This window comes from Halomonas llamarensis (assembly GCF_023555005.1).
GTDB classification, from domain to species: Bacteria; Pseudomonadota; Gammaproteobacteria; order Pseudomonadales; family Halomonadaceae; genus Vreelandella; species Vreelandella llamarensis.
Window position 1 is genome coordinate 80180 of sequence record NZ_JAMJPJ010000007.1, and the last position, 18286, is coordinate 98465.

The following is an 18286-nucleotide window of genomic DNA, read 5'->3' on the forward strand; positions in this document are numbered from 1 at the left end:
TACTAAGATTAGCTTAGACACCTAGAAGCTTTCCCACTCGGGCTCGTCTTGTTGAGATTTGCGCACCACAGGAGCGGGGGTTGAGCGCTCGCTGCGTGGCGCACTTGACGTGCTGGCAATCGTCGGCTGAGGGCGTTCGTTACTTGCGTGAGGAAGTTTGAACTGTGACATGGCGTCGATGAGGCGGTGCGCGTTTTGGCGCAGATTATTGGCAGACTTGGCACTTTCTTGCACCAGCCCGGCATTTTGCTGGGTGACTTGATCCATCTCGGTCACCGCTTGTCCAACTTCCTGCACCCCGTCACTTTGTTCGGCGCTGGCGTTGCTAATTTCTTGCATGATGCTCGTCACGCGCGAAATCGCCGAGACTATCTCTTCGGTCGATTTGCTCGCCTCTTCGGCGCGTGCATTGCCGTGATTAACGCGGTCGAGATTGCTGGAAATCAGCGTGTTGATTTCTCGAGCGGCATCGGCGCTGCGCTGTGCAAGCTTGCGTACTTCTTCAGCCACTACCGCAAAGCCACGGCCGTGTTCACCGGCACGAGCCGCTTCCACGGAAGCGTTCAGCGCCAAGATGTTGGTCTGGAAGGCAATGGAGTCGATGGTGGAAATGATGCCAGCGATTTCCTGTGAACTCTGGTTTAGCTCGTTCATGGTTGCCACGACTTGATGCACCGCTTCTCCGCCTTGCTTGGCTGTGCTGGAAGCGCTGGAGGCTTCTTGACTTGCTTGGGCGGAGTTATCGGCGTTTTGTTTGACGGTGCTGTTGAGCTGTTCCATCGCCGAGGCGGTTTCAGCCAGTGCGCTGGCTTGCTGCTCGGTGCGCGCAGAAAGATCGTTGTTGCCTTCGGCAATTTGCTCGCTGTTAGTCGCGACCGCTTCAGCAGAGGCACGCACCTGCGCTACAATGCCTTGCAGCTCACGGGCCATCTCGACCTGTGCGGCCATGATGCTGCGCTTGTCGCCCTTCTTTAGGTGCCCTTGAGTGGTTAGCTCACCGCGACCAACGGCTTCGGCAAAGGCTTTGACTTCGTAGGGTTCGGCGCCAAGCTCTCGTAGCAGTTGGCGTGAGAGGAACCATGCGATAAGGACGCCGATCAGTAGAGCGACGAGAGTCGAGATCAACATCTTTATCTGAAAACCGGAAGCCGTGTCGCGTGCGCTGGCGGTGGTCGCGTTATTGATCTTTTCCTGTAAATCAATGTACTGGTTAATGCGGTTTAACCACTCAGCATAGGCTGGGCCTGCTTGTTCAAGAAGTAGAGTGCGTGCCCTCTCGATATTGCCGGATTCGCGAGCGTTAAGTACCTCTTGGGTAAGCGCAAGCGCGGTTTGTTGCTGTGCGTTGATGCTATCAATAATCTGCTCCCCCTGCTCACTCGCGGCATATTCGGAGATTACGCCCTGCATGCCCGAAGTTGCTTCGACGTAATTATTGCTCAGGCGCTGCATCAAGTTCTTAAGCGCACGGACCTCACTTTCATCTTGGGTTAGGACGATATCGCGAAGGGCGATGGCACGGTCGTGGACGCTGCCGCGCCAATCCACCGCAAAACTCTGTTTCTCACCGTTAACATCGTTGATGGTGGTTAGGTCACGATCAATCTGGTTAACTTCGTAGATACCTTCGGCAGCAATAATGACGAGTAAGGCAAGAAGGATGGCAAAGCCAATGGTGAGGCGGGTACCAATTCGGGCTTTTGCGAGGCGGGCATACAGCGAAGACATGCATTCTCCTTAAGGCACCGTTAATATGCTTGATAATGTGTGTGCGCAGATATTAGCCCTAAGTATGAGTTTTGTACAACTATTGAGGCGTTTTCTTTTTTATACTCCTTATTGGTGCATAGAAAAATATTATTTATCAGTTATTTAGGAACTTTTCCTGGTAACGATAAAAAACCACGCCGAAGCGTGGTTTAAGTGGTTAGTTCATCTGTATAGCTTATAAAGATCTTGTCTAATGATGCTTGGGTTGAAACTCACCGCCGTTAAGTTGCTCGTGATCGGGAGCGTTTTCCCGCAACACGGCAAGCACTTCTTGTACACGGTCATTCATTCCGAGGCCCATATAGCCCTCTACCATGGTAGCGAGGGCATCGTGAGAGGCGTTGGACTCGGGATAGTTCTCAATCACCCAACGGCCGCGTTCCACCGCCGCCACATAGGCCCCGCGACGCAGGTAGTAATCGGCGACGTGCAGTTCGTGGCGGGCGAGAATTTCGCGCAAGTAGATAATACGCTGCTGAGCATCGGCGGCGTATTCGCTACTGGGGTAGCGCTGGATGAGCTCGCGGAAATCGTTGTAAGCATCGCGGGTCGCACCCAGATCGCGTTTGGAAATGTCGATTAAACGCAGGCGCTCAAGGCTAAAGCGACCCGCCTGCCAAGCGGCAAGGCCGCGCAGATAGTAGGCGTAATCTACTTGCGGGTGATCGGGGTGCAAGCGAATAAAGCGGCTTGCCGCTGCCCGTGCCTCTTCCCAGTTATCGTTTTCATAGTAAGCGTAAACCAGCTCAAGCTGCGCTTGTTCGGCGTGAGCGCCAAAGGGAAAGCGAGTGTCAAGCGCTTCCAAGCGTTCAATGGCGGTCGGGTAAAGACTGCTGTCTAGCGCAGCGCGGGCGCTCTCATATAGCTCCCGTTCTGCGACATCAGCATATTTACCCTCGTCAACGGAGTCGGTTGAGCCGTTGCTGGCGCAGCCTGTTAATAGGGCCAGACTTAAGGTAAGTGCGCCAAAATAGGTCGCAGCAGAAAAAACGCGCATGGAGATCCTCGTGACAATCCAGCCAATCGCCGAAAAGCGATAGCGGCCATGTTAGAATGAGTTGTTGATAGCCCACTATAAATCACCTCAGCGCAAAACGCAGGCGTAAAGCCATTGTTGTTAACAACGTCGTTAAGAACGTTGCTAAAAACGTTGCTAAAAACGTTGTCGAAAACTGAGGTGCGTTAAAGGAACCTTTATGCCCCGTACTGTTGAAGCCACGCAGCGGGTACCGGCAACCCTTGTCGGCGCGCGTTTAGACCAAGCAGCGGCTGAGCTGTTCAGCGACTACTCGCGTGAGCGTTTGAAAGCGTGGATCAACGCTGGCGAACTCACCGTCGATGGCGCCCATGTTAAGCCTAAAACCAAGCTTTATGGCGATGAAACGTTAGACCTCTGCGCCACGCTGGAAGAAGAAGGACGTTTTGAGCCGCAGGCGATAGCACTGGACGTGGTGTTTGAAGATGACGCCGTGATGGTGATCAATAAGCCCGCTGGCATGGTCGTTCACCCGGCGGCGGGCAATCCCGATGGCACGCTGCTCAACGCGCTGCTGTACTACCATCCAGCAATCGCCCAGCTGCCGCGGTCCGGTATCGTTCACCGCCTGGATAAAGACACCACGGGGCTGATGATGGTGGCGAAAACGCTGCCAGCGCAAACCGCGCTGGTTGAGCAGCTGCAAGCGCGCACGGTCTCACGCCAGTATGACGCTGTGGTGATCGGCACGCCGGTGGCGGGCGGCACCGTTGACGCGCCGATTGGCCGCCACCCGAAGGATCGCAAACGCCAAGCCGTGAATGCCTCGGGTAAACCGGCGGTGACGCACTTTCGCGTGGTGGAGCGCTTTCGTGCCCACACGCACGTGCGCTGCAAGCTAGAAACCGGGCGCACCCACCAGATTCGCGTTCACATGGCGCATGCACGCTACCCGCTGATTGGCGACCCGGTCTATGGCGGGCGGCCCAAACTGCCACCGGGAGCTGCCGAGCCGCTAAAAGAGATCCTGCGCGAATTTCCGCGACAGGCGTTGCACGCGCGCAAGCTCTCCTTTGTTCACCCGCACACCGAGCAGACCATGACCTTCCGTGCGCCGCTGCCAGATGATCTGTTAATGTTGCTGGATTACCTGCGCGAAGATCACGCGACCATGCGTTAAAACGCCTGAAGGAGCTGTCATGAGCGACGCCATTGACCTTCGTCCCACGTTAATCACGCCCGACTGGCCAGCGCCGCCTAACGTAGGAGCTTTCGTCACCACGCGTGAGACCGGCCCCAGTCAGGGCGATTTTGCCGCCTTTAACCTGGCGCATAACGTTGGCGATAACTCAGATCATGTCGACCTGTGTCGGCGCCAGCTACACAAAGAGCTAGGCGATGAGCGCCCTCTGATGTGGCTAAACCAAACGCATGGGGCGCGGGTGCAGCAACACTTCCAAACATCCCCGCCCGAAGCGGATGCAGCATTGGCCATGAGCCGCGACTACGCCTGCGTGGTGTTGACCGCTGACTGCTTGCCGGTGCTGTTTTGCGACCGTGCCGGGACACGTGTGGCGGTTGCCCATGCAGGCTGGCGCGGGCTAGCGGGCGGTGTATTAGAAGCGACCGTGGCTGCGCTCAACACGCCGCCCGACGACGTGCTGGTGTGGCTGGGGCCAGCCATCTCTAACGCGCAGTTCGAAGTGGGCCCAGAAGTGTACGACGCTTTTATTGCCGTGAATCCCGAAGCGGCGGAGGCGTTTGATCACAGCCCCTATCGGTTAGGGCACCAAATGGCCGATTTGTATCGCTTGGCGCGGCTGCGGCTTGAAGCGCTGGGCATCCATCATGTTAGCGGTGGTCACTTTTGCACAGCGTGTGAGTCGCGCTTTTATTCTTATCGTCGCGACAATGGCCACACGGGGCGCATGGCCAGCGTGATCTGGCTCAAGTAGCTCTCCCTTCTTTAAGGTCTCCTCTTGAAAGTGCTGAGAACGGGCACCATAAATTATATTAGGCGCGGCTCAACACGTGGCCGCAAGCATGATTTAGGGGCAAAACGGTGCGTCCAAACGCGCCGTCATCCCGGAGGAGATTTTTATGCGATTTGATAAGTTTACCGCCAAGCTGCAAAACGCGATTGCCGATGCGCAGTCGCTGGCCGTGGGCCACGGGCACAACCAACTAGAGCCCGTTCACCTGCTGCTTTCGCTGATCGACAATCAAGATACCGGCATCAAAGCACTGGTGCAGAAAGCCGGTGGCGACAGTTCGCGGCTGCGCGAGGGTCTTAACCAACAGCTTGACGACTTACCCAAAGTCAGCCAGTTCGATGGTGAAGTGCAGCCCTCAAGAGATTTGATCAAGCTTTTCAACCTGACCGACCGCGAAGCGCAAAAGCGCGGTGACCAGTTCATCGCCTCAGAGCTGGTGCTACTGGCAGCCCTTGAAATGGGCCAAGTTGCTAAGGCCTTAAAAGACGCTGGCGTGACGCGCAAGGCACTGGAAACCACCATTGAAGGCGTGCGCGGCGGCGAGAAAGTCGACGACCCTAACGCCGAAGATCAGCGCGAGGCGCTCAATAAGTACACCCTGGATCTTAATGAGCGAGCCGCTAGCGGCAAGATCGACCCGGTGATCGGGCGCGATGACGAGATCCGTCGCACCATCCAGGTGCTGCAGCGCCGCACAAAAAATAACCCGGTACTGATTGGGGAGCCGGGCGTGGGCAAAACCGCCATCGTTGAAGGCTTGGCCCAGCGTATTGTCGACGGCGAGGTGCCAGAGGGACTTAAGGACAAACGCGTGCTGTCGCTCGATATGGGCGCGCTGCTGGCGGGGGCCAAGTTCCGTGGTGAATTCGAAGAGCGGCTAAAAGCGGTGTTGAAAGAGCTCTCTCAGGAAGAGGGCCGGGTGATTCTGTTCATCGACGAGCTGCACACCATGGTCGGCGCGGGCAAAGCCGAGGGCTCCATGGACGCGGGCAATATGCTTAAGCCAGCGCTGGCGCGCGGCGAGCTGCACTGCGTGGGTGCCACCACCTTGGATGAGTACCGCAAGTACATCGAAAAAGACGCGGCACTTGAGCGGCGCTTCCAGAAAGTCCTGGTGGACGAGCCCACCGAAGAAGACACCGTGGCGATTCTGCGCGGGCTGAAAGAGCGCTATGAAGTTCACCACGGCGTGGATATCACCGACTCGGCGATCATTGCCGCGGCGAAGCTCTCCACGCGCTATATTACCGACCGTCAGCTGCCCGACAAAGCCATTGACCTGATCGATGAGGCGGCCTCGCGTATTCGCATGGAGCTCGACTCCAAACCCGAAGAAATGGATAAGCTCGACCGCCGCCTGATTCAGCTCAAAATGGAGCGCGAGGCGCTGAAGAAAGAGACCGACGAGGCATCGAAAAAACGGTTGGAAGCGCTGAATAATCAGATCCACGAGCTGGACCGCGAATACGCTGACCTGGATGAAATTTGGAAAGCAGAGAAAGCCAGCATTCAGGGCGCCGCGCAGTTCAAAGCCGAGCTTGAGCAAGCGCGCATTGACCTTGAGCAGGCGCGTCGACAGGGCGATCTCGGGCGCATGTCGGAGATTCAGTACGGCAAGATTCCCGAAATCGAGAAGAAAATCGCCGAGAGTAACGAGGGCGAAGCCGCTGATACCGCCAGCCACCAGCTGCTGCGCTCCAACGTCACCGAAGAAGAAATCGCCGAGGTGGTCTCTCGCTGGACCGGCATCCCGGTAGCGAAAATGCTGGAAGGCGAGCGTGACAAGCTCTTGCGTATGGAGGAAGCACTGCACGAGCGGGTGATCGGCCAGGAAGAAGCGGTCGAAGCCGTGGCAAATGCCGTGCGTCGTTCGCGCGCAGGGCTTGCCGACCCGAACCGCCCCAGCGGCTCGTTTTTATTCCTCGGCCCGACCGGGGTGGGCAAAACCGAGCTGTGTAAGTCGCTGGCGAACTTTTTGTTCGATACCGAAGAGTCGATGGTGCGTATCGATATGTCGGAGTTCATGGAGAAGCACTCCGTGGCACGGCTAATTGGCGCGCCTCCCGGTTATGTGGGTTACGAAGAGGGCGGCTACCTGACCGAAGCGGTGCGGCGCAAGCCCTACTCCGTGCTGCTTTTGGACGAGGTGGAAAAAGCGCACGCTGACGTGTTCAATATCCTCCTTCAAGTGCTTGAAGATGGCCGCTTAACCGACGGGCAAGGCCGCACGGTGGACTTTCGTAACACCGTGATCGTCATGACATCCAACATGGGCTCGGACATTATCCAGCGCATGGGCGGCGACGACAGCGACTACGAAAGCATGAAAAATGCCGTGATGGAAGTCGTGGGCAACCACTTCCGTCCGGAGCTAATTAACCGTATCGACGAGGTGGTGGTGTTCCACGCCCTCGGCCAAGAGCAGATTCAGGCCATCGCCGCGATTCAGCTGGAGCGCTTGAAGGCGCGCTTAGCCGAGCACGACTTGGGGCTTGAGGTCAGCGACGACGCCATGGCGCAGCTGGCCGTAGTGGGCTTTGACCCGGTCTTCGGCGCGCGGCCACTCAAGCGGGCGATCCAAAGCCGCATTGAAAACCCGCTGGCCCAAGACCTGCTAGCCGGCAAGTTTGCCCCTGGCAGCATCATCCGCGTCAGCGCAGAAGACGGCAAGCTGGTCTTCAATAGCTAAACAATAGCTAACTGACGGCTAAGGGCGCAGCACACAGCACCTTGCGCCCTAGGCCGTTGCCGAAATGCAACGCGTAAAGCCCTACTGGCATGGCTGGTGGGGCTTTTTAATGCGTGATCCTTTTTCTAAAGTGCCAACCGAGCGTTAGCCCAAAGTTGACTACCCCCTCGCATTTTGTTGCCTCGCCGTCTTATAGTGTTTGATCAGTATTCGACGAAAGACGGTAACCCACCATGGCCCTTTTTGAGCTGCAAAGCCGCAATTTAGACCAAGAGCATGTGGCCCATACCCACGATTTCCATCAGCTGATACTAGCCACCTGTGGTGTCACGGAGCTTGCGATGGAAGGGCAGGGGGAAAGGGTAACTGCCCGCCGTGGGTGTTTGATTCCTTCGTCGCGCCATCATGAGTATCAGGGCGACGGCAGCAACCGTACCCTGGTGCTGGATGTTCCCGTTGCTCAACTGGCTACGCTTGAAAAAGGCAGTGAGATTGAGCGCTTGTTCGATAAGCCGCGTTTTTTCAGCGTGCCCCCAGCGTTAAACCAACTTACCCACGCCCTGGCCAGTCAGCTTGAGCAGTGCCCTGCGCTGCAGAATGAGATCGCTATTCTGCTGTTACGTGCGCTGACGATGTATCTGCATGACGCCACACCTGAAGCGGCTGAGCAGTTGGGTCAGCACTGCATCAGTGAACGCCTCGACCTAGCCCGTTTGGATGCCTGGTTGGATCAGCACCTTGCCGACGAAATTCGCGTGGAGCAGCTAGCCGCCCTTTGTGCCTTGAGCCCAGGGCATTTTCACACCTGCTTTCGCGAGTTGACCGGCGTGACGCCGCTGGCCTATGTCCAGCGCCGGCGCCTGGAGCATGCGCGTTCGTTGGTACGGCACAGCACGCTTAGCCTGGGGCATGTCGCCATGCTGGTCGGTTTTCGCGACCAGGGCAGCTTCTCCCGCGCGTATCGGCGCTATTTCGATATTTCTCCCTCGTCTGACAGGTAGGCGTTTCCTGAAACCGGCTCCCATCCTGAGAACCGTCTGCATGACTTACGGGCAAACTTGCCGCAGTGTCGGGCAAGTAATTTGCCACATAGCGTTCTAGTCTCTGAAGAAGCCCTTTTGATGGAGAGACCCTGTGAGCGTTACCTACCAAGACAGCAATGCGCGGATGAGCCAAGTGGCGGTTCATAACGGCACCGTTTACCTTGCGGGGCAAGTACCCACGGATGCCTCGGCAGATATGCGCGGGCAGACCGAACAAGTGCTGGCGCGCATCGATCAACTGCTGGCCCAGGCCGGCACCTCCAAAGAACATCTGCTTTCAGCGCAAATCTGGGTTACCAGCATGGCAGAATTCGACCATATGAACGCCGCCTGGGATGCCTGGGTCGTGCCGGGTCGCCCGCCCGTGCGCGCAGCCGTCGAAGCCAAACTCGCCAAGCCCGAATGGAAAGTGGAAATCATGGTGATTGCCGCGCTGCCGGAGGCCTGATATGCGGGTGTTATCTGCACAAGACGTTGCTCAAACGCTTAGTTGGGATGGTTTGGTCAAGCGGCTACATGCTACTTTCGTGAATGGCGTTGAGTCACCACCGCGCCACCATCACGCCATGCACCGGCCAGATGGCGAAGCCACCATGCTGCTGATGCCCGCCTGGGAAGAAGCGGGGTATATCGGCGTCAAGATGGTCAATGTGTTTCCACAAAACGCCGACCATGGTGTCCCTGCTATCTCCGGGCTTTATCTGCTCAGCGAGGGCAAACATGGCCAGCCGCTGGCATGTATCGATGGCAGCGAGCTCACCCGTCGTCGCACGGCTGCGGCGTCGGCGCTTGCCGCCCAGGCGTTGGCGAATGAAAACGCAGAGACCTTGCTGGTCGTGGGTACGGGCAAGCTGGCACCGATGGTGATTGAAGCCCACGCCAGCGTGCGGCCTATCAAGCGGGTGATGATTTGGGGGCGTAACCCGAGCAAGGCGGCAGCGATAGCCGACGATTACGCCGAGCGCTTCGAGACCCAGGTGGTGGAAGCGCTGGCCGACGCCGTGGCCGAGGCCAATATCATCAGCTGTGTGACGCTTTCCACCCAACCGCTGATCAAGGGTGAATGGCTGACCCCCGGCACCCATCTGGACTTGATCGGCGCGTTTCGTCCACAAATGCGCGAAACCGATGCACTGTGTTTGCGCCGCTCAGAGGTATTTGTGGATACCTACGCCGGTGCCAAAGGCGAGGCGGGGGATATTCTGCAAGCGATTGACGAAGGTGAGTTTCAGCTTGACCAGATTCAGGCGGAGCTTGCCGAAGTGCTATCTGAAGCTAAGCCCGGACGCTCGGGAGAGGAGGCGATTACGCTGTTCAAGTCGGTAGGTGCGTCGCTTGAAGATCTCGCCGCCGCCATTGAGGTATGGGAGTCACTTCCCGAATAACCCACACAACAAAAAAATCGCTACCGATGAGGTGGTAACGCCAGTCATAACCAAGACCGACCAACAACCAAAACGAGGTATGTTATGAACGCTAATAAATCCATATTGATTGCCGCCCTGGCAGCGCTCCCGCTGGCGATTGCCAGTGCTAATGCCCAAGCGCAATCCAATGAAATGGTGATCGCCACCCAACTGCCGGAGGACATGAGCAATAACGCGATTTATCCGGCGCTGGTGCACTTCAAAAACCTTGTCGAGGCACGTACCGACGGGGATCTTGCGGTCAATATCTTCGGTGGCGGCCAGTTAGGCGCCGAGGTGGAAAACGGCTCGGAAGTACAGGGCGGGCGTACGCTGCAGTCGACGATCATGTCGGCCGGGGCGATGTCGTCCTTCTATGCAGACTATCAGGTCGTCACGGCGCCATTCCTGTTCACTAACTGGCGCCAAGCCTGGACGTTCTTTGACAGTGAGTGGTTCGCTGACTTCATGTCCGGCACCATTGAAGACGCCGATATGCGCTACCTGGGCACCTTCGACGATGGCGGCGGCTTTGTGGCGTTTACCAATAACGTGCGCTTGATTGAGACCGTCGAAGACCTGGAAGGGCTCAACATCCGCACCGAAGAGAACCCTGCCCACGTTGCCATCATGCAAGCCCTCGGGGCGTCTGCCACACCGTTACCCTGGGGCGAGCTGATCACCGCGCTGGAAACCGGCCTGGCCGACGGCCAGTTCAATGCGCCCGTACTTAACACCACTTTCAACTTCGATGCGGTGACCGACTACACCACCCTTACCGGGCACGTTTACAACAGCGCCCCCTGGGTCGTTAGTGAGTCGTGGTACCAGTCGTTGCCCGAAGAGCAGCAGCAAGTGCTGATTAGCTCCGCGCGGGAAGCGATCCAGATGAGCCACGGCATGTCAGGCGCACTGGCGACCGCCAGCTGGGTGGAATCCTGCGAGCGCTTTGAAGAATGCTACCTGATGCCTGATGACGAGCGCGAACGCATGGCCGAGATTGCCCGCCCTGCCTGGCAGGAATGGATCGTCGATGACTTCGGCATGGACGCAGACCGTGTACAGGGGCTGCTGGACGAAGTCGAAAGCGTCGGCCAAACAGTTGCCGAGGAAGACTACCGTGTTTATGGCCAATAAACACATGTCCATAGCGACGCGCTGCTGACCGTCGCCGGGGTGGTGCTTACCGCCCCGGCGTAAGACGTGATTAGCGGGCGTTGTCATGAGGGGGTGTTATGGGCGTATTACAACCGTTGCGCCGCCTGAGCGATGGTGTCAATCAGGTGGCTATCGTGGTGTGTGTGGGCTGTATCCTGGCGATGCTGGGCATTTCGTTTACCGCCTTTCTCTACAAGCTGGTAACGGGCAGTACATTAAGCTGGACCTATTCACTGGCCCGGCTTTTTTTGCCGTGGATCGGCTTTCTCTCCATGACCATTTCGCTGCGCTACGGCGAACACGTGGCCATGACCCTGCTGGTTCGCAGCCTCCCCAGAATCATGGTGCAAATCGCTGCCGGGCTCTGTTTGGCGGTGATTGGGCTGTTTGCGCTGATGCTGACCTGGTACGGCTGGGAGTACTTCACCAGCGCCACTCAGGTCTACATGGTGTCCGCGCAAATTCAAATTTCCAGCAAGTTTACCGCTGTTGTACTGCCCATTAGCGGCGTCATTATGCTGCTTCACCTGGTGCATGGTTTCGCCCTGCTGGAGCACTTTATCGATGACAGTCATGTGATCGATGAACTGATTGAAACGGCCGATGGGGAGCCCCGCTCATGACGCATGCAATCGTGGTATTCGTATTGCTGCTGTTGATCGGCGCGCCGGTGGCGGTGGTGATGGCCATGTCGGGGCTGGCGGGCGGTTTTGCGCTGGGCGGCGAGCGCATGCTGGGGATCATTGCTGATCGCATGTTCTCCGGCGTATCGGGCTTTCTGCTGATCGCCGTGCCCTACTTTATCTTCACCGCCGAGCTGATGAATCAGGGTGGGCTGACGCATAAGCTGATCGCGTTCAACAATGCGCTGTTTGGCCGGGTGCGCGGCTCGCTCTCCCATGTGAATATCTCGGTCTCGGTGTTTTTTGCCGGGCTAACCGGCGCGGCGGTCACCGACACCGTCGCGATCGGCAAGATCATGATCCCCGAGATGAAAAAGCAGGGCTATGATGCCGACTACGCCGCCGCGGTCACCGCCTGCTCCTCGATCATTGGGCCGATTATCCCGCCAAGCGTGGTGATGGTGGTTTACGCCACGCTGCTGCGCGATATCTCGGTGATTGACCTGTTTGCCGGGGGCATTATTCCCGGCTTGATCATGGCATTGGCGCTGCTGGGCGTGAGCTTTTTCCTGGCCTGGAAGCGTAACTACCCCAAACAAGCGCCAACGCCCTTTAAAGCGGCAATCGTCGCCTTTCTCGTCGCGCTGCCGGCCATGGTCGTGCCGCTGATTATCCTCGGCGGGATTCTCTCAGGGCTGACGACGATTACCGAAGCCTCGGGCTTTGCGGCGGTTTACGCCATCGCGATTGGCGTGGTGTTCTACCGCAACCTAACCTGGCGCAAAATCTGGGATTCGCTGGTGACCACGGTGCGCTTCTCTGGCGTGGTGTTCTTCCTGTTAGCCACCTCGGCGGTGCTGGGTTGGTTTGTCACCCGCTCGGGCATAGCCAGGGATGCGGCGAGCATGATCACCACCGTGAGCGATGCCGCCTTTGTGCAATTGATGCTGGTCTGCCTGCTGCTCATCGTGATTGGCACGGTGATGGATGTGCTGCCCGCGCTGGTGGTGATCGCGCCGGTGCTGGTGCCCGCGATGATCCAACTGGGGTTCGATCCGCTACACTTCGCCATCTTGATGATCGTGGTGCTCAATATCTCCAATGTGACCCCGCCGGTGGGGATGACGCTGATGACCGCCGCGCGAATCGCCGAGGTGCCCTATGAAAAGGCGATTGTGGCGTCACTGCCGTTTTACGTGTCGTTTTTAGCGGTGATTGTGCTGCTGGCTGCTTTCCCAGCGCTCTCCACCTGGATTCCTTCTTTACTCTAACGGGCTGCCAACACTTAACCATGAAATGTTTTTACCACCTTGATCAGGAATTCCATGCGCCGCCAACGTTTTTGCTGCGCGGCCAGCCCGTGCCTTCGCCGGAAGGGCCGGTGCGCGCCGAACTGCTCACCCAAGGTTTGGCGAACGCAGGACTGACCCTGACCGCACCCAGAGAGGCGGATTCGCCAACGCTGCGCAAGCGCCTGGAGAAGATCCATACGCCGCGCTACCTGACGTTTCTGGACACCATTTACGCTCGCTGGCAGGCGCTGCCGGATGCAGCAGAGTTTGTTGCGCCCAATATTCACCCCTGCGGTGGCGGCCACCACTACCCGCGCCATCCGATTGGGCAGGCGGGCTGGCACCTGCATGACATGGCCTGCCCGCTAAGTGCCACCAGCTTTCAAGGCGCGCTGGCCTCGGCGGCAAGCGCCGAAGCGGCGGCTGAAGAGGTGCTTAATGGGGCGCCAGCGGCCTATGCGCTGTGCCGCCCACCGGGTCACCATGCCGGGCCTGAGCGCGCCGGAGGCTTTTGCCTGCTGAATAATTCGGCGCTGGCGGCCACGGTGCTGCGCGAACGCTTTGCCAAGGTGGCGATCATTGACGTGGACTTGCACCACGGCAACGGCACCCAGGATATTTTCTACCACCGCCGCGATGTCTGGACGGGCTCGCTGCATGCTGACCCCAGTGACTTCTACCCCTTCTTTTGGGGTGGCGCTGATGAAGAGGGCTTTGATGAGGGCGTAGGCGCTAACGTCAATCTGCCCCTGCCGGTAGGCAGCGACGAGGTGGTGTATCTCGACGCCCTGGCGGTGCTAATTGATCACCTGCAGCGCTACGAGCCGGATGCGGTGGTGGTGGCACTGGGGTTAGATGCCCATAAAGATGACCCGCTAGCGGGACTAACGGTGGAAACCGAAGCGTTTATTGAGGTGGGCAAACGCCTAGCGGCACTTGCGTTACCGATGGTGATTGTTCAAGAAGGCGGCTATCCCACCGAGCATCTAAGCGCCAACCTGGCCGCCTTTATGCAGGGCTTTACGGCATGAACAGAACCGGTTTCTACTGGCATGAACGCTGCTTCTGGCATGATCTGGGTGCGATAGGTGTGTTCTCTGCGCCCGGCGAATTTTTACAGCCCCAGGCCGCCTCGGAAAGCCCCGAAAGCAAGCGGCGGCTGAAAAATATCCTCGAAGTCAGCGGGCTGATTGATGAGCTGAGCGTGGTTAAACCACCTGCCGCGACGCTTGATGACCTGCTGCGCTTTCATACCCCGCGCTATTTAGACGAGCTGCAGGCGGGGGATAACGCGCGAGGCGGCAATGGCGGCGACTGCGCGCCTTACATGCCGGGTAGCTGGGCAGCGGCAACCCATTCAGTGGGGCTAGGCGTGGCGGCTGTTGAGGCCGTAGCACTGGGCGAGGTGAGCAACGCCTACGCCCTGTGCCGCCCGCCGGGCCACCACGCTGAAGCCGATCAGGGCCGCGGGTTCTGCCTGCTGGGCAATATTCCCGTGGCGGTGATGCGCGCCCGCGCTTTGGGTCAGGTTAAGCGCGTGGCGATACTCGATTGGGATGTCCACCACGGCAACGGCCAGCAGGCGGCGTTTTATAATGAGCCGGATGTGCTGACCGTCTCGATTCATCAGGCGGCCAACTACCCGCTGGAAACCGGCGGTTTTGACGAGCAGGGCGAAGGTGCAGGCTTGGGTGCCAACCTCAATCTACCGCTGCCGCCGGGGTGCGGCCTGGGGGCTTACGACTACGCCATGGAAAGACTGGTGCTGCCCGCGCTGGAGGTCTTCAATCCCGAACTCATTGTGGTGGCCTGTGGTTTTGATGCCTGCGCCAAAGATCCATTAGGCAAAATGTTGCTCAACAGCCAGGCGTTCGCCGCCATGACCGCCCAGCTTAAAGCGCTGGCAGAGCGCTGCTGCGATGGCAAGCTGGTGTTTGTCCACGAAGGTGGTTACTCCGAAGGCTATGCGCCGCTATGCGGCCACGCGGTGATCCAAACCCTGGCGGGCAGTGCGATTGCCGTGCCCGACCCGCAAAACGATGAAATTGCCGCCTGGGGCTACCAGGCCCTGCAACCGCACCAGCAAACGCTTATCGATAGCTGGCGCCAACAGTGGGAGCAAGCAATCCGATGACACCGCTTTATGATCGCGACGGCTGGATTTGGCAGGACGGCGAATGGCGTGAGTGGCGCGACGCCACGGTGCACCTGTTTACCCATACGCTGCACTACGGCATGGGCTGCTTTGAAGGTGTGCGCGCCTACGCTGGACCCAGCGGAACGCACCTGTTTCGCGCGGCAGAGCATACCCGCCGTTTGGTGGAGAGCGCTCATTCGCTGGATATGCCGTTGCCGTTCAGCGAAGCTGACTTGATCGAGGCCCAGCGCGAGTGCCTGGCCAAGAATAATTTGAGTAATGCCTACCTGAAGCCCACGGTATTTTCGGGGCTGAAGGCTTGGGGCTACGTGCCCAGGGGCTCACCACCCATGTGATGGTCGCCGCCTGGGATCTAGGCCCATACATTTCCCCTCAGGCGGCGACTCACGGGCTGCGGGCGCTGACCTCTTCCTGGGCGCGCCACCACGTCAATATCAGCCTCTGCCGCGCCAAAACCAACGGCCACTACGTCAATTCCATGCTGGCGCTGAATACGGCGCTCAAAGCCGGGTTTGATGAAACCATCATGCTCGACCCGGAAGGTTATGTGGCCGAGGCCTCGGCGGCGAACGTCTTTTTGCTGCGCGATGGGGTGCTGCATACCCCGGAGGTGACTTCGTGTTTGCAAGGCATCACCCGGGATAGCGTTATTCAGCTGGCGCAAAAGGGGCTGGGTATTGAGGTTCGCGAGCGGCGGATGACCCGCGACGAACTCTACACCGCCGATGAAGCTTTCTTGACCGGCACCGCCGCCGAAATATTGCCGCTGCGCGAGCTGGATGGGCGGCGTATCGGTGGGCGCGCTGGCGCCCCGCCCGTCAACGAGCCCATCAGCCCAAACAGTGTCACGGCCCAACTGCAGAGCTTATATCGCCAGGCGGTGCGCGGTGAGCTGGATGATTTCCGTCACTGGCTGACGCCAGCCTAAGTCTTGATTGCCTTCTCTAGCGCCGCCAATCTTCCTGGCTCCAGTGCGGCCTGCACGGCGGTAATGCGTATCACATTGGCAAGCGCCGGGTGTGCTAGGCGAGCGACCAGCACGCCCTTGGCGAGTAACTGCTGGTGCACCTCGGCGGCCAGCTCGGCGCTGGGCAGGCGAATGCCGACAAAGTTGGTGGCGCTGGGCAGTACGTCGGCCCCTAGCGTGCGAAAGTGCTCCGCCAGCTTTTCCCGTCGGGCTTTCACGTCGGTGACATGCTGGTTCACCTCGTCAGGATGGTCGAGCACCACTTCGGCGGCCGCCTGGGTGAAGGTGGAGACGGCATAATGAATACGCACCTTCATCATCATCGCCAGCACTTCTGGCTCGGCGATGGCGTAGCCAATGCGTAGGCCGGCCAAACCGTGGGCTTTTGAGAGTGTGCGCAGGCGAATTACCCCTGGTATGGCTTTAGCAGCGAACTCGCTGCCCGCATCATCACGGAAGTCTCCATACGCCTCGTCTAACAGCAGCCAGCAGGTATCGGGCAGCGCGTCGCGCAGTTTTAGGATGGCGCTGTCGCTGTGCAAGTGGCCGCTGGGGTTATCCGGGTTGGCCAGATAGACCAGGCGGGCGTTTTCCTCATGGGCTGCGGCGGCCAGGGCTTCCAAATCGGGAGCCAGCACGCCGGGGGCTTCATGGTAGCGGGGTTCGACCACAAGACAGCCCTGGCCCTTGGCGAAATAGCCAAAGGTGGGGTAGGTGCCAGCGGTGCTGACGACGGTTTCACCCGGTTCGCAGGTGGTGCGCAGCGCCAGGGCAATCAAACTGTCGGCGCCAGCGTCCACCAGCAGCGTGTCCAGCGCAATACCCTGCTGTTTGCTCAGGCGCTGGCGAACACCCAGCGCCTCGGCATCGCCGTAGCAGTAAACGTGTTCGGCCAGGGCATCGCCAAAGTGCTCGCGCAGCGCGCGGTGCGGCATGTCCAGGCCTTCGTTGGAGCCCAGCCGATGAGGGATATTCTGGCCAATGCGGCGCTCCAGCACCTTGATACCGGGAAAGGGGTTGGCGGGGCCTTCGCTCATTAAGTGGTCGGGGTAGCGGGGCATGGTGGCTCCTGGCAATACGGTTAATGATTAACCTAAGATTTTAGTGTGCAAGTACTTTCATCATTGATAAGGGCGGTGCTTATGCAAACCTTCTTCCACGATGACCAGTTGCTTCACCGGCCGCAAGTCTACTTCTCACGAGGGATGATGCGCACGCCCCAGGAAGTACCCGAACGCGCCACGCATCTGCTGGCGGCGGCCAAGCAGCTTGGCTTCGACGTTCAACCACCTGCCGATTATGGGGTAGCGCCGCTCAGGGCAGTGCATTCGCTGGCCTACCTGCGCTTTCTGGAAAGTGCCTATCGGCGTTGGCATGCCCTTGGCGAAGATTGGGGAGACGAAGTTATCTCCAACATCTTCGTGCGTTCGCCCAACGCTCTGCGCGGCATATTGGCGGAAGCCGCGCGCTACCTGGCCGATGGCAGCGCGCCGGTAGGTCAGCATACCTGGCAGGCGGCGTACTGGTCAGCGCAAAGCGCGGTCGCCGGTGCCGAGGCCCTGCTTAACGGCGAGCGGTTCGCCTACGCGTTAACGCGCCCGCCGGGTCACCACGCGGGTATCGAAACCGCCGGTGGCTTTTGTTTCCTCAATAATACCGCCATTGCTGCTCATCACCTTACCTCGCGCTACCCCCGCATCGTAGTGCTGGACCCTGATATGCACCATGGGCAGGGCGTTCAGGAAATTTTCTACCAGCGCGACGATGTGCTGTATATCTCGATCCACGGCGACACCACCAACTTCTACCCGGCGGTTACCGGCTTTGAAGACGAGCGCGGGCAGGGCGCAGGCTTGGGTTACAACATCAACCTGCCGATGCCCCACGGGTCACCGGAATCGGTGTTTTTTGAACGCCTGGAACAAGCCTGCCAGGCCATTCGCCTGTGTGAACCGGACGCGATCGTGCTGGCGCTGGGCTTTGATATCGACGAGCGAGACCCCCAGGCGAAAGTCGCCGTCTCCACATCAGGCTTTGGTCAGCTTGGCCGAACAGTCGCGGACCTGAATCTACCCACGTTGGTGGTACAGGAAGGCGGTTACTACCTGGAGGGGCTTGAAGCCAATGCGGTGCGTTTTTTTGAGGGGCTGCTCGGCAAGGCGTAATCAGTAAGACAAGCCATCAAGGTGTCTGGCACTATAGCCACTTTC

At 58.8% G+C, this 18286-nt stretch carries 15 protein-coding genes and 1 pseudogene; 13 read left to right on the plus strand and 3 right to left on the minus strand.

Features of this window, described 5'->3' with window-relative positions; genetic code table 11:
• Window positions 1–21: 21 nt before the first annotated feature.
• Entirely contained in the window at window positions 22–1728 is a 1707-nt protein-coding gene (locus tag M8006_RS06725) for a methyl-accepting chemotaxis protein (protein WP_250080690.1), read from the minus strand.
• Window positions 1729–1960: 232 nt separating this feature from the next.
• Window positions 1961–2767, minus strand: coding sequence for an outer membrane protein assembly factor BamD (locus M8006_RS06730; RefSeq protein ID WP_250080691.1), 807 nt, complete (start codon window positions 2765–2767; stop codon window positions 1961–1963).
• A 199-nt stretch (window positions 2768–2966) separates the two neighbouring features.
• Between M8006_RS06730 and rluD the strand changes: the two genes are divergently transcribed.
• The 12 genes and pseudogenes from rluD (at window position 2967) to M8006_RS06790 (ending at window position 16037) form a co-directional block, all read left to right on the plus strand.
• The gene (rluD, locus tag M8006_RS06735) at window positions 2967–3926 is read left to right on the plus strand and encodes a 23S rRNA pseudouridine(1911/1915/1917) synthase RluD (RefSeq protein WP_250080692.1); all 960 of its coding nucleotides are present in this window, start codon (window positions 2967–2969) and stop codon (window positions 3924–3926) included.
• A 19-nt stretch (window positions 3927–3945) separates the two neighbouring features.
• Window positions 3946–4701: a peptidoglycan editing factor PgeF gene (gene pgeF / locus M8006_RS06740; protein WP_250080693.1), complete on the plus strand. Its 756-nt coding sequence runs from the start codon at window positions 3946–3948 to the stop codon at window positions 4699–4701.
• Window positions 4702–4846: 145 nt separating this feature from the next.
• Window positions 4847–7429 (plus strand): ATP-dependent chaperone ClpB, encoded by a 2583-nt coding sequence (clpB, locus tag M8006_RS06745; RefSeq protein WP_250080694.1) that lies wholly within the window; start codon window positions 4847–4849, stop codon window positions 7427–7429.
• 233 nt (window positions 7430–7662) lie between these two features.
• Window positions 7663–8430 carry a helix-turn-helix transcriptional regulator gene (locus M8006_RS06750; protein WP_250080695.1) on the plus strand — a complete coding sequence of 256 codons (768 nt, stop codon included), beginning with the start codon at window positions 7663–7665 and terminating at the stop codon, window positions 8428–8430.
• 133 nt (window positions 8431–8563) lie between these two features.
• The gene (locus M8006_RS06755; protein ID WP_250080696.1) at window positions 8564–8920 is read left to right on the plus strand and encodes a RidA family protein; all 357 of its coding nucleotides are present in this window, start codon (window positions 8564–8566) and stop codon (window positions 8918–8920) included.
• A 1-nt stretch (window position 8921) separates the two neighbouring features.
• A complete protein-coding gene (gene lhpI, locus M8006_RS06760; RefSeq protein ID WP_250080697.1) occupies window positions 8922–9857 on the plus strand; it encodes a bifunctional Delta(1)-pyrroline-2-carboxylate/Delta(1)-piperideine-2-carboxylate reductase in 936 nt (311 codons plus the stop codon).
• Between the two features lie 84 nt (window positions 9858–9941).
• On the plus strand, window positions 9942–11015 hold the full coding sequence (gene dctP, locus M8006_RS06765; RefSeq protein ID WP_250080698.1) for a TRAP transporter substrate-binding protein DctP: 1074 nt from the start codon (window positions 9942–9944) through the stop codon (window positions 11013–11015).
• 98 nt (window positions 11016–11113) lie between these two features.
• The gene (locus M8006_RS06770) at window positions 11114–11659 is read left to right on the plus strand and encodes a TRAP transporter small permease (RefSeq protein ID WP_250080699.1); all 546 of its coding nucleotides are present in this window, start codon (window positions 11114–11116) and stop codon (window positions 11657–11659) included.
• Window positions 11656–12930 carry a TRAP transporter large permease gene (locus M8006_RS06775; protein ID WP_250080700.1) on the plus strand — a complete coding sequence of 425 codons (1275 nt, stop codon included), beginning with the start codon at window positions 11656–11658 and terminating at the stop codon, window positions 12928–12930. The genes M8006_RS06770 and M8006_RS06775 overlap by 4 nt, the downstream gene beginning before the upstream one ends.
• A gap of 20 nt (window positions 12931–12950) precedes the next feature.
• The gene (locus M8006_RS06780; RefSeq protein WP_250080701.1) at window positions 12951–13982 is read left to right on the plus strand and encodes a histone deacetylase family protein; all 1032 of its coding nucleotides are present in this window, start codon (window positions 12951–12953) and stop codon (window positions 13980–13982) included.
• Entirely contained in the window at window positions 13979–15085 is a 1107-nt protein-coding gene (locus M8006_RS06785) for a class II histone deacetylase (protein ID WP_250080702.1), read from the plus strand. The genes M8006_RS06780 and M8006_RS06785 overlap by 4 nt, the downstream gene beginning before the upstream one ends.
• A pseudogene (locus M8006_RS06790) lies at window positions 15082–16037 on the plus strand (branched-chain amino acid transaminase). The gene M8006_RS06785 and the pseudogene M8006_RS06790 overlap by 4 nt, the downstream one beginning before the upstream one ends.
• Here M8006_RS06790 and M8006_RS06795 read toward each other — a convergent pair.
• Complete coding sequence (locus M8006_RS06795; RefSeq protein ID WP_250080703.1) at window positions 16034–17137, minus strand: pyridoxal phosphate-dependent aminotransferase; 1104 nt, start codon at window positions 17135–17137, stop codon at window positions 16034–16036. The pseudogene M8006_RS06790 and the gene M8006_RS06795 sit on opposite strands and share 4 nt — an antisense overlap.
• An 81-nt stretch (window positions 17138–17218) precedes the next feature.
• Here M8006_RS06795 and M8006_RS06800 point away from each other — a divergent pair, with 81 nt between their 5' ends.
• Window positions 17219–18241 carry a histone deacetylase family protein gene (locus M8006_RS06800; protein ID WP_250080704.1) on the plus strand — a complete coding sequence of 341 codons (1023 nt, stop codon included), beginning with the start codon at window positions 17219–17221 and terminating at the stop codon, window positions 18239–18241.
• The last annotated feature ends 45 nt before the right edge of the window (window positions 18242–18286 follow it).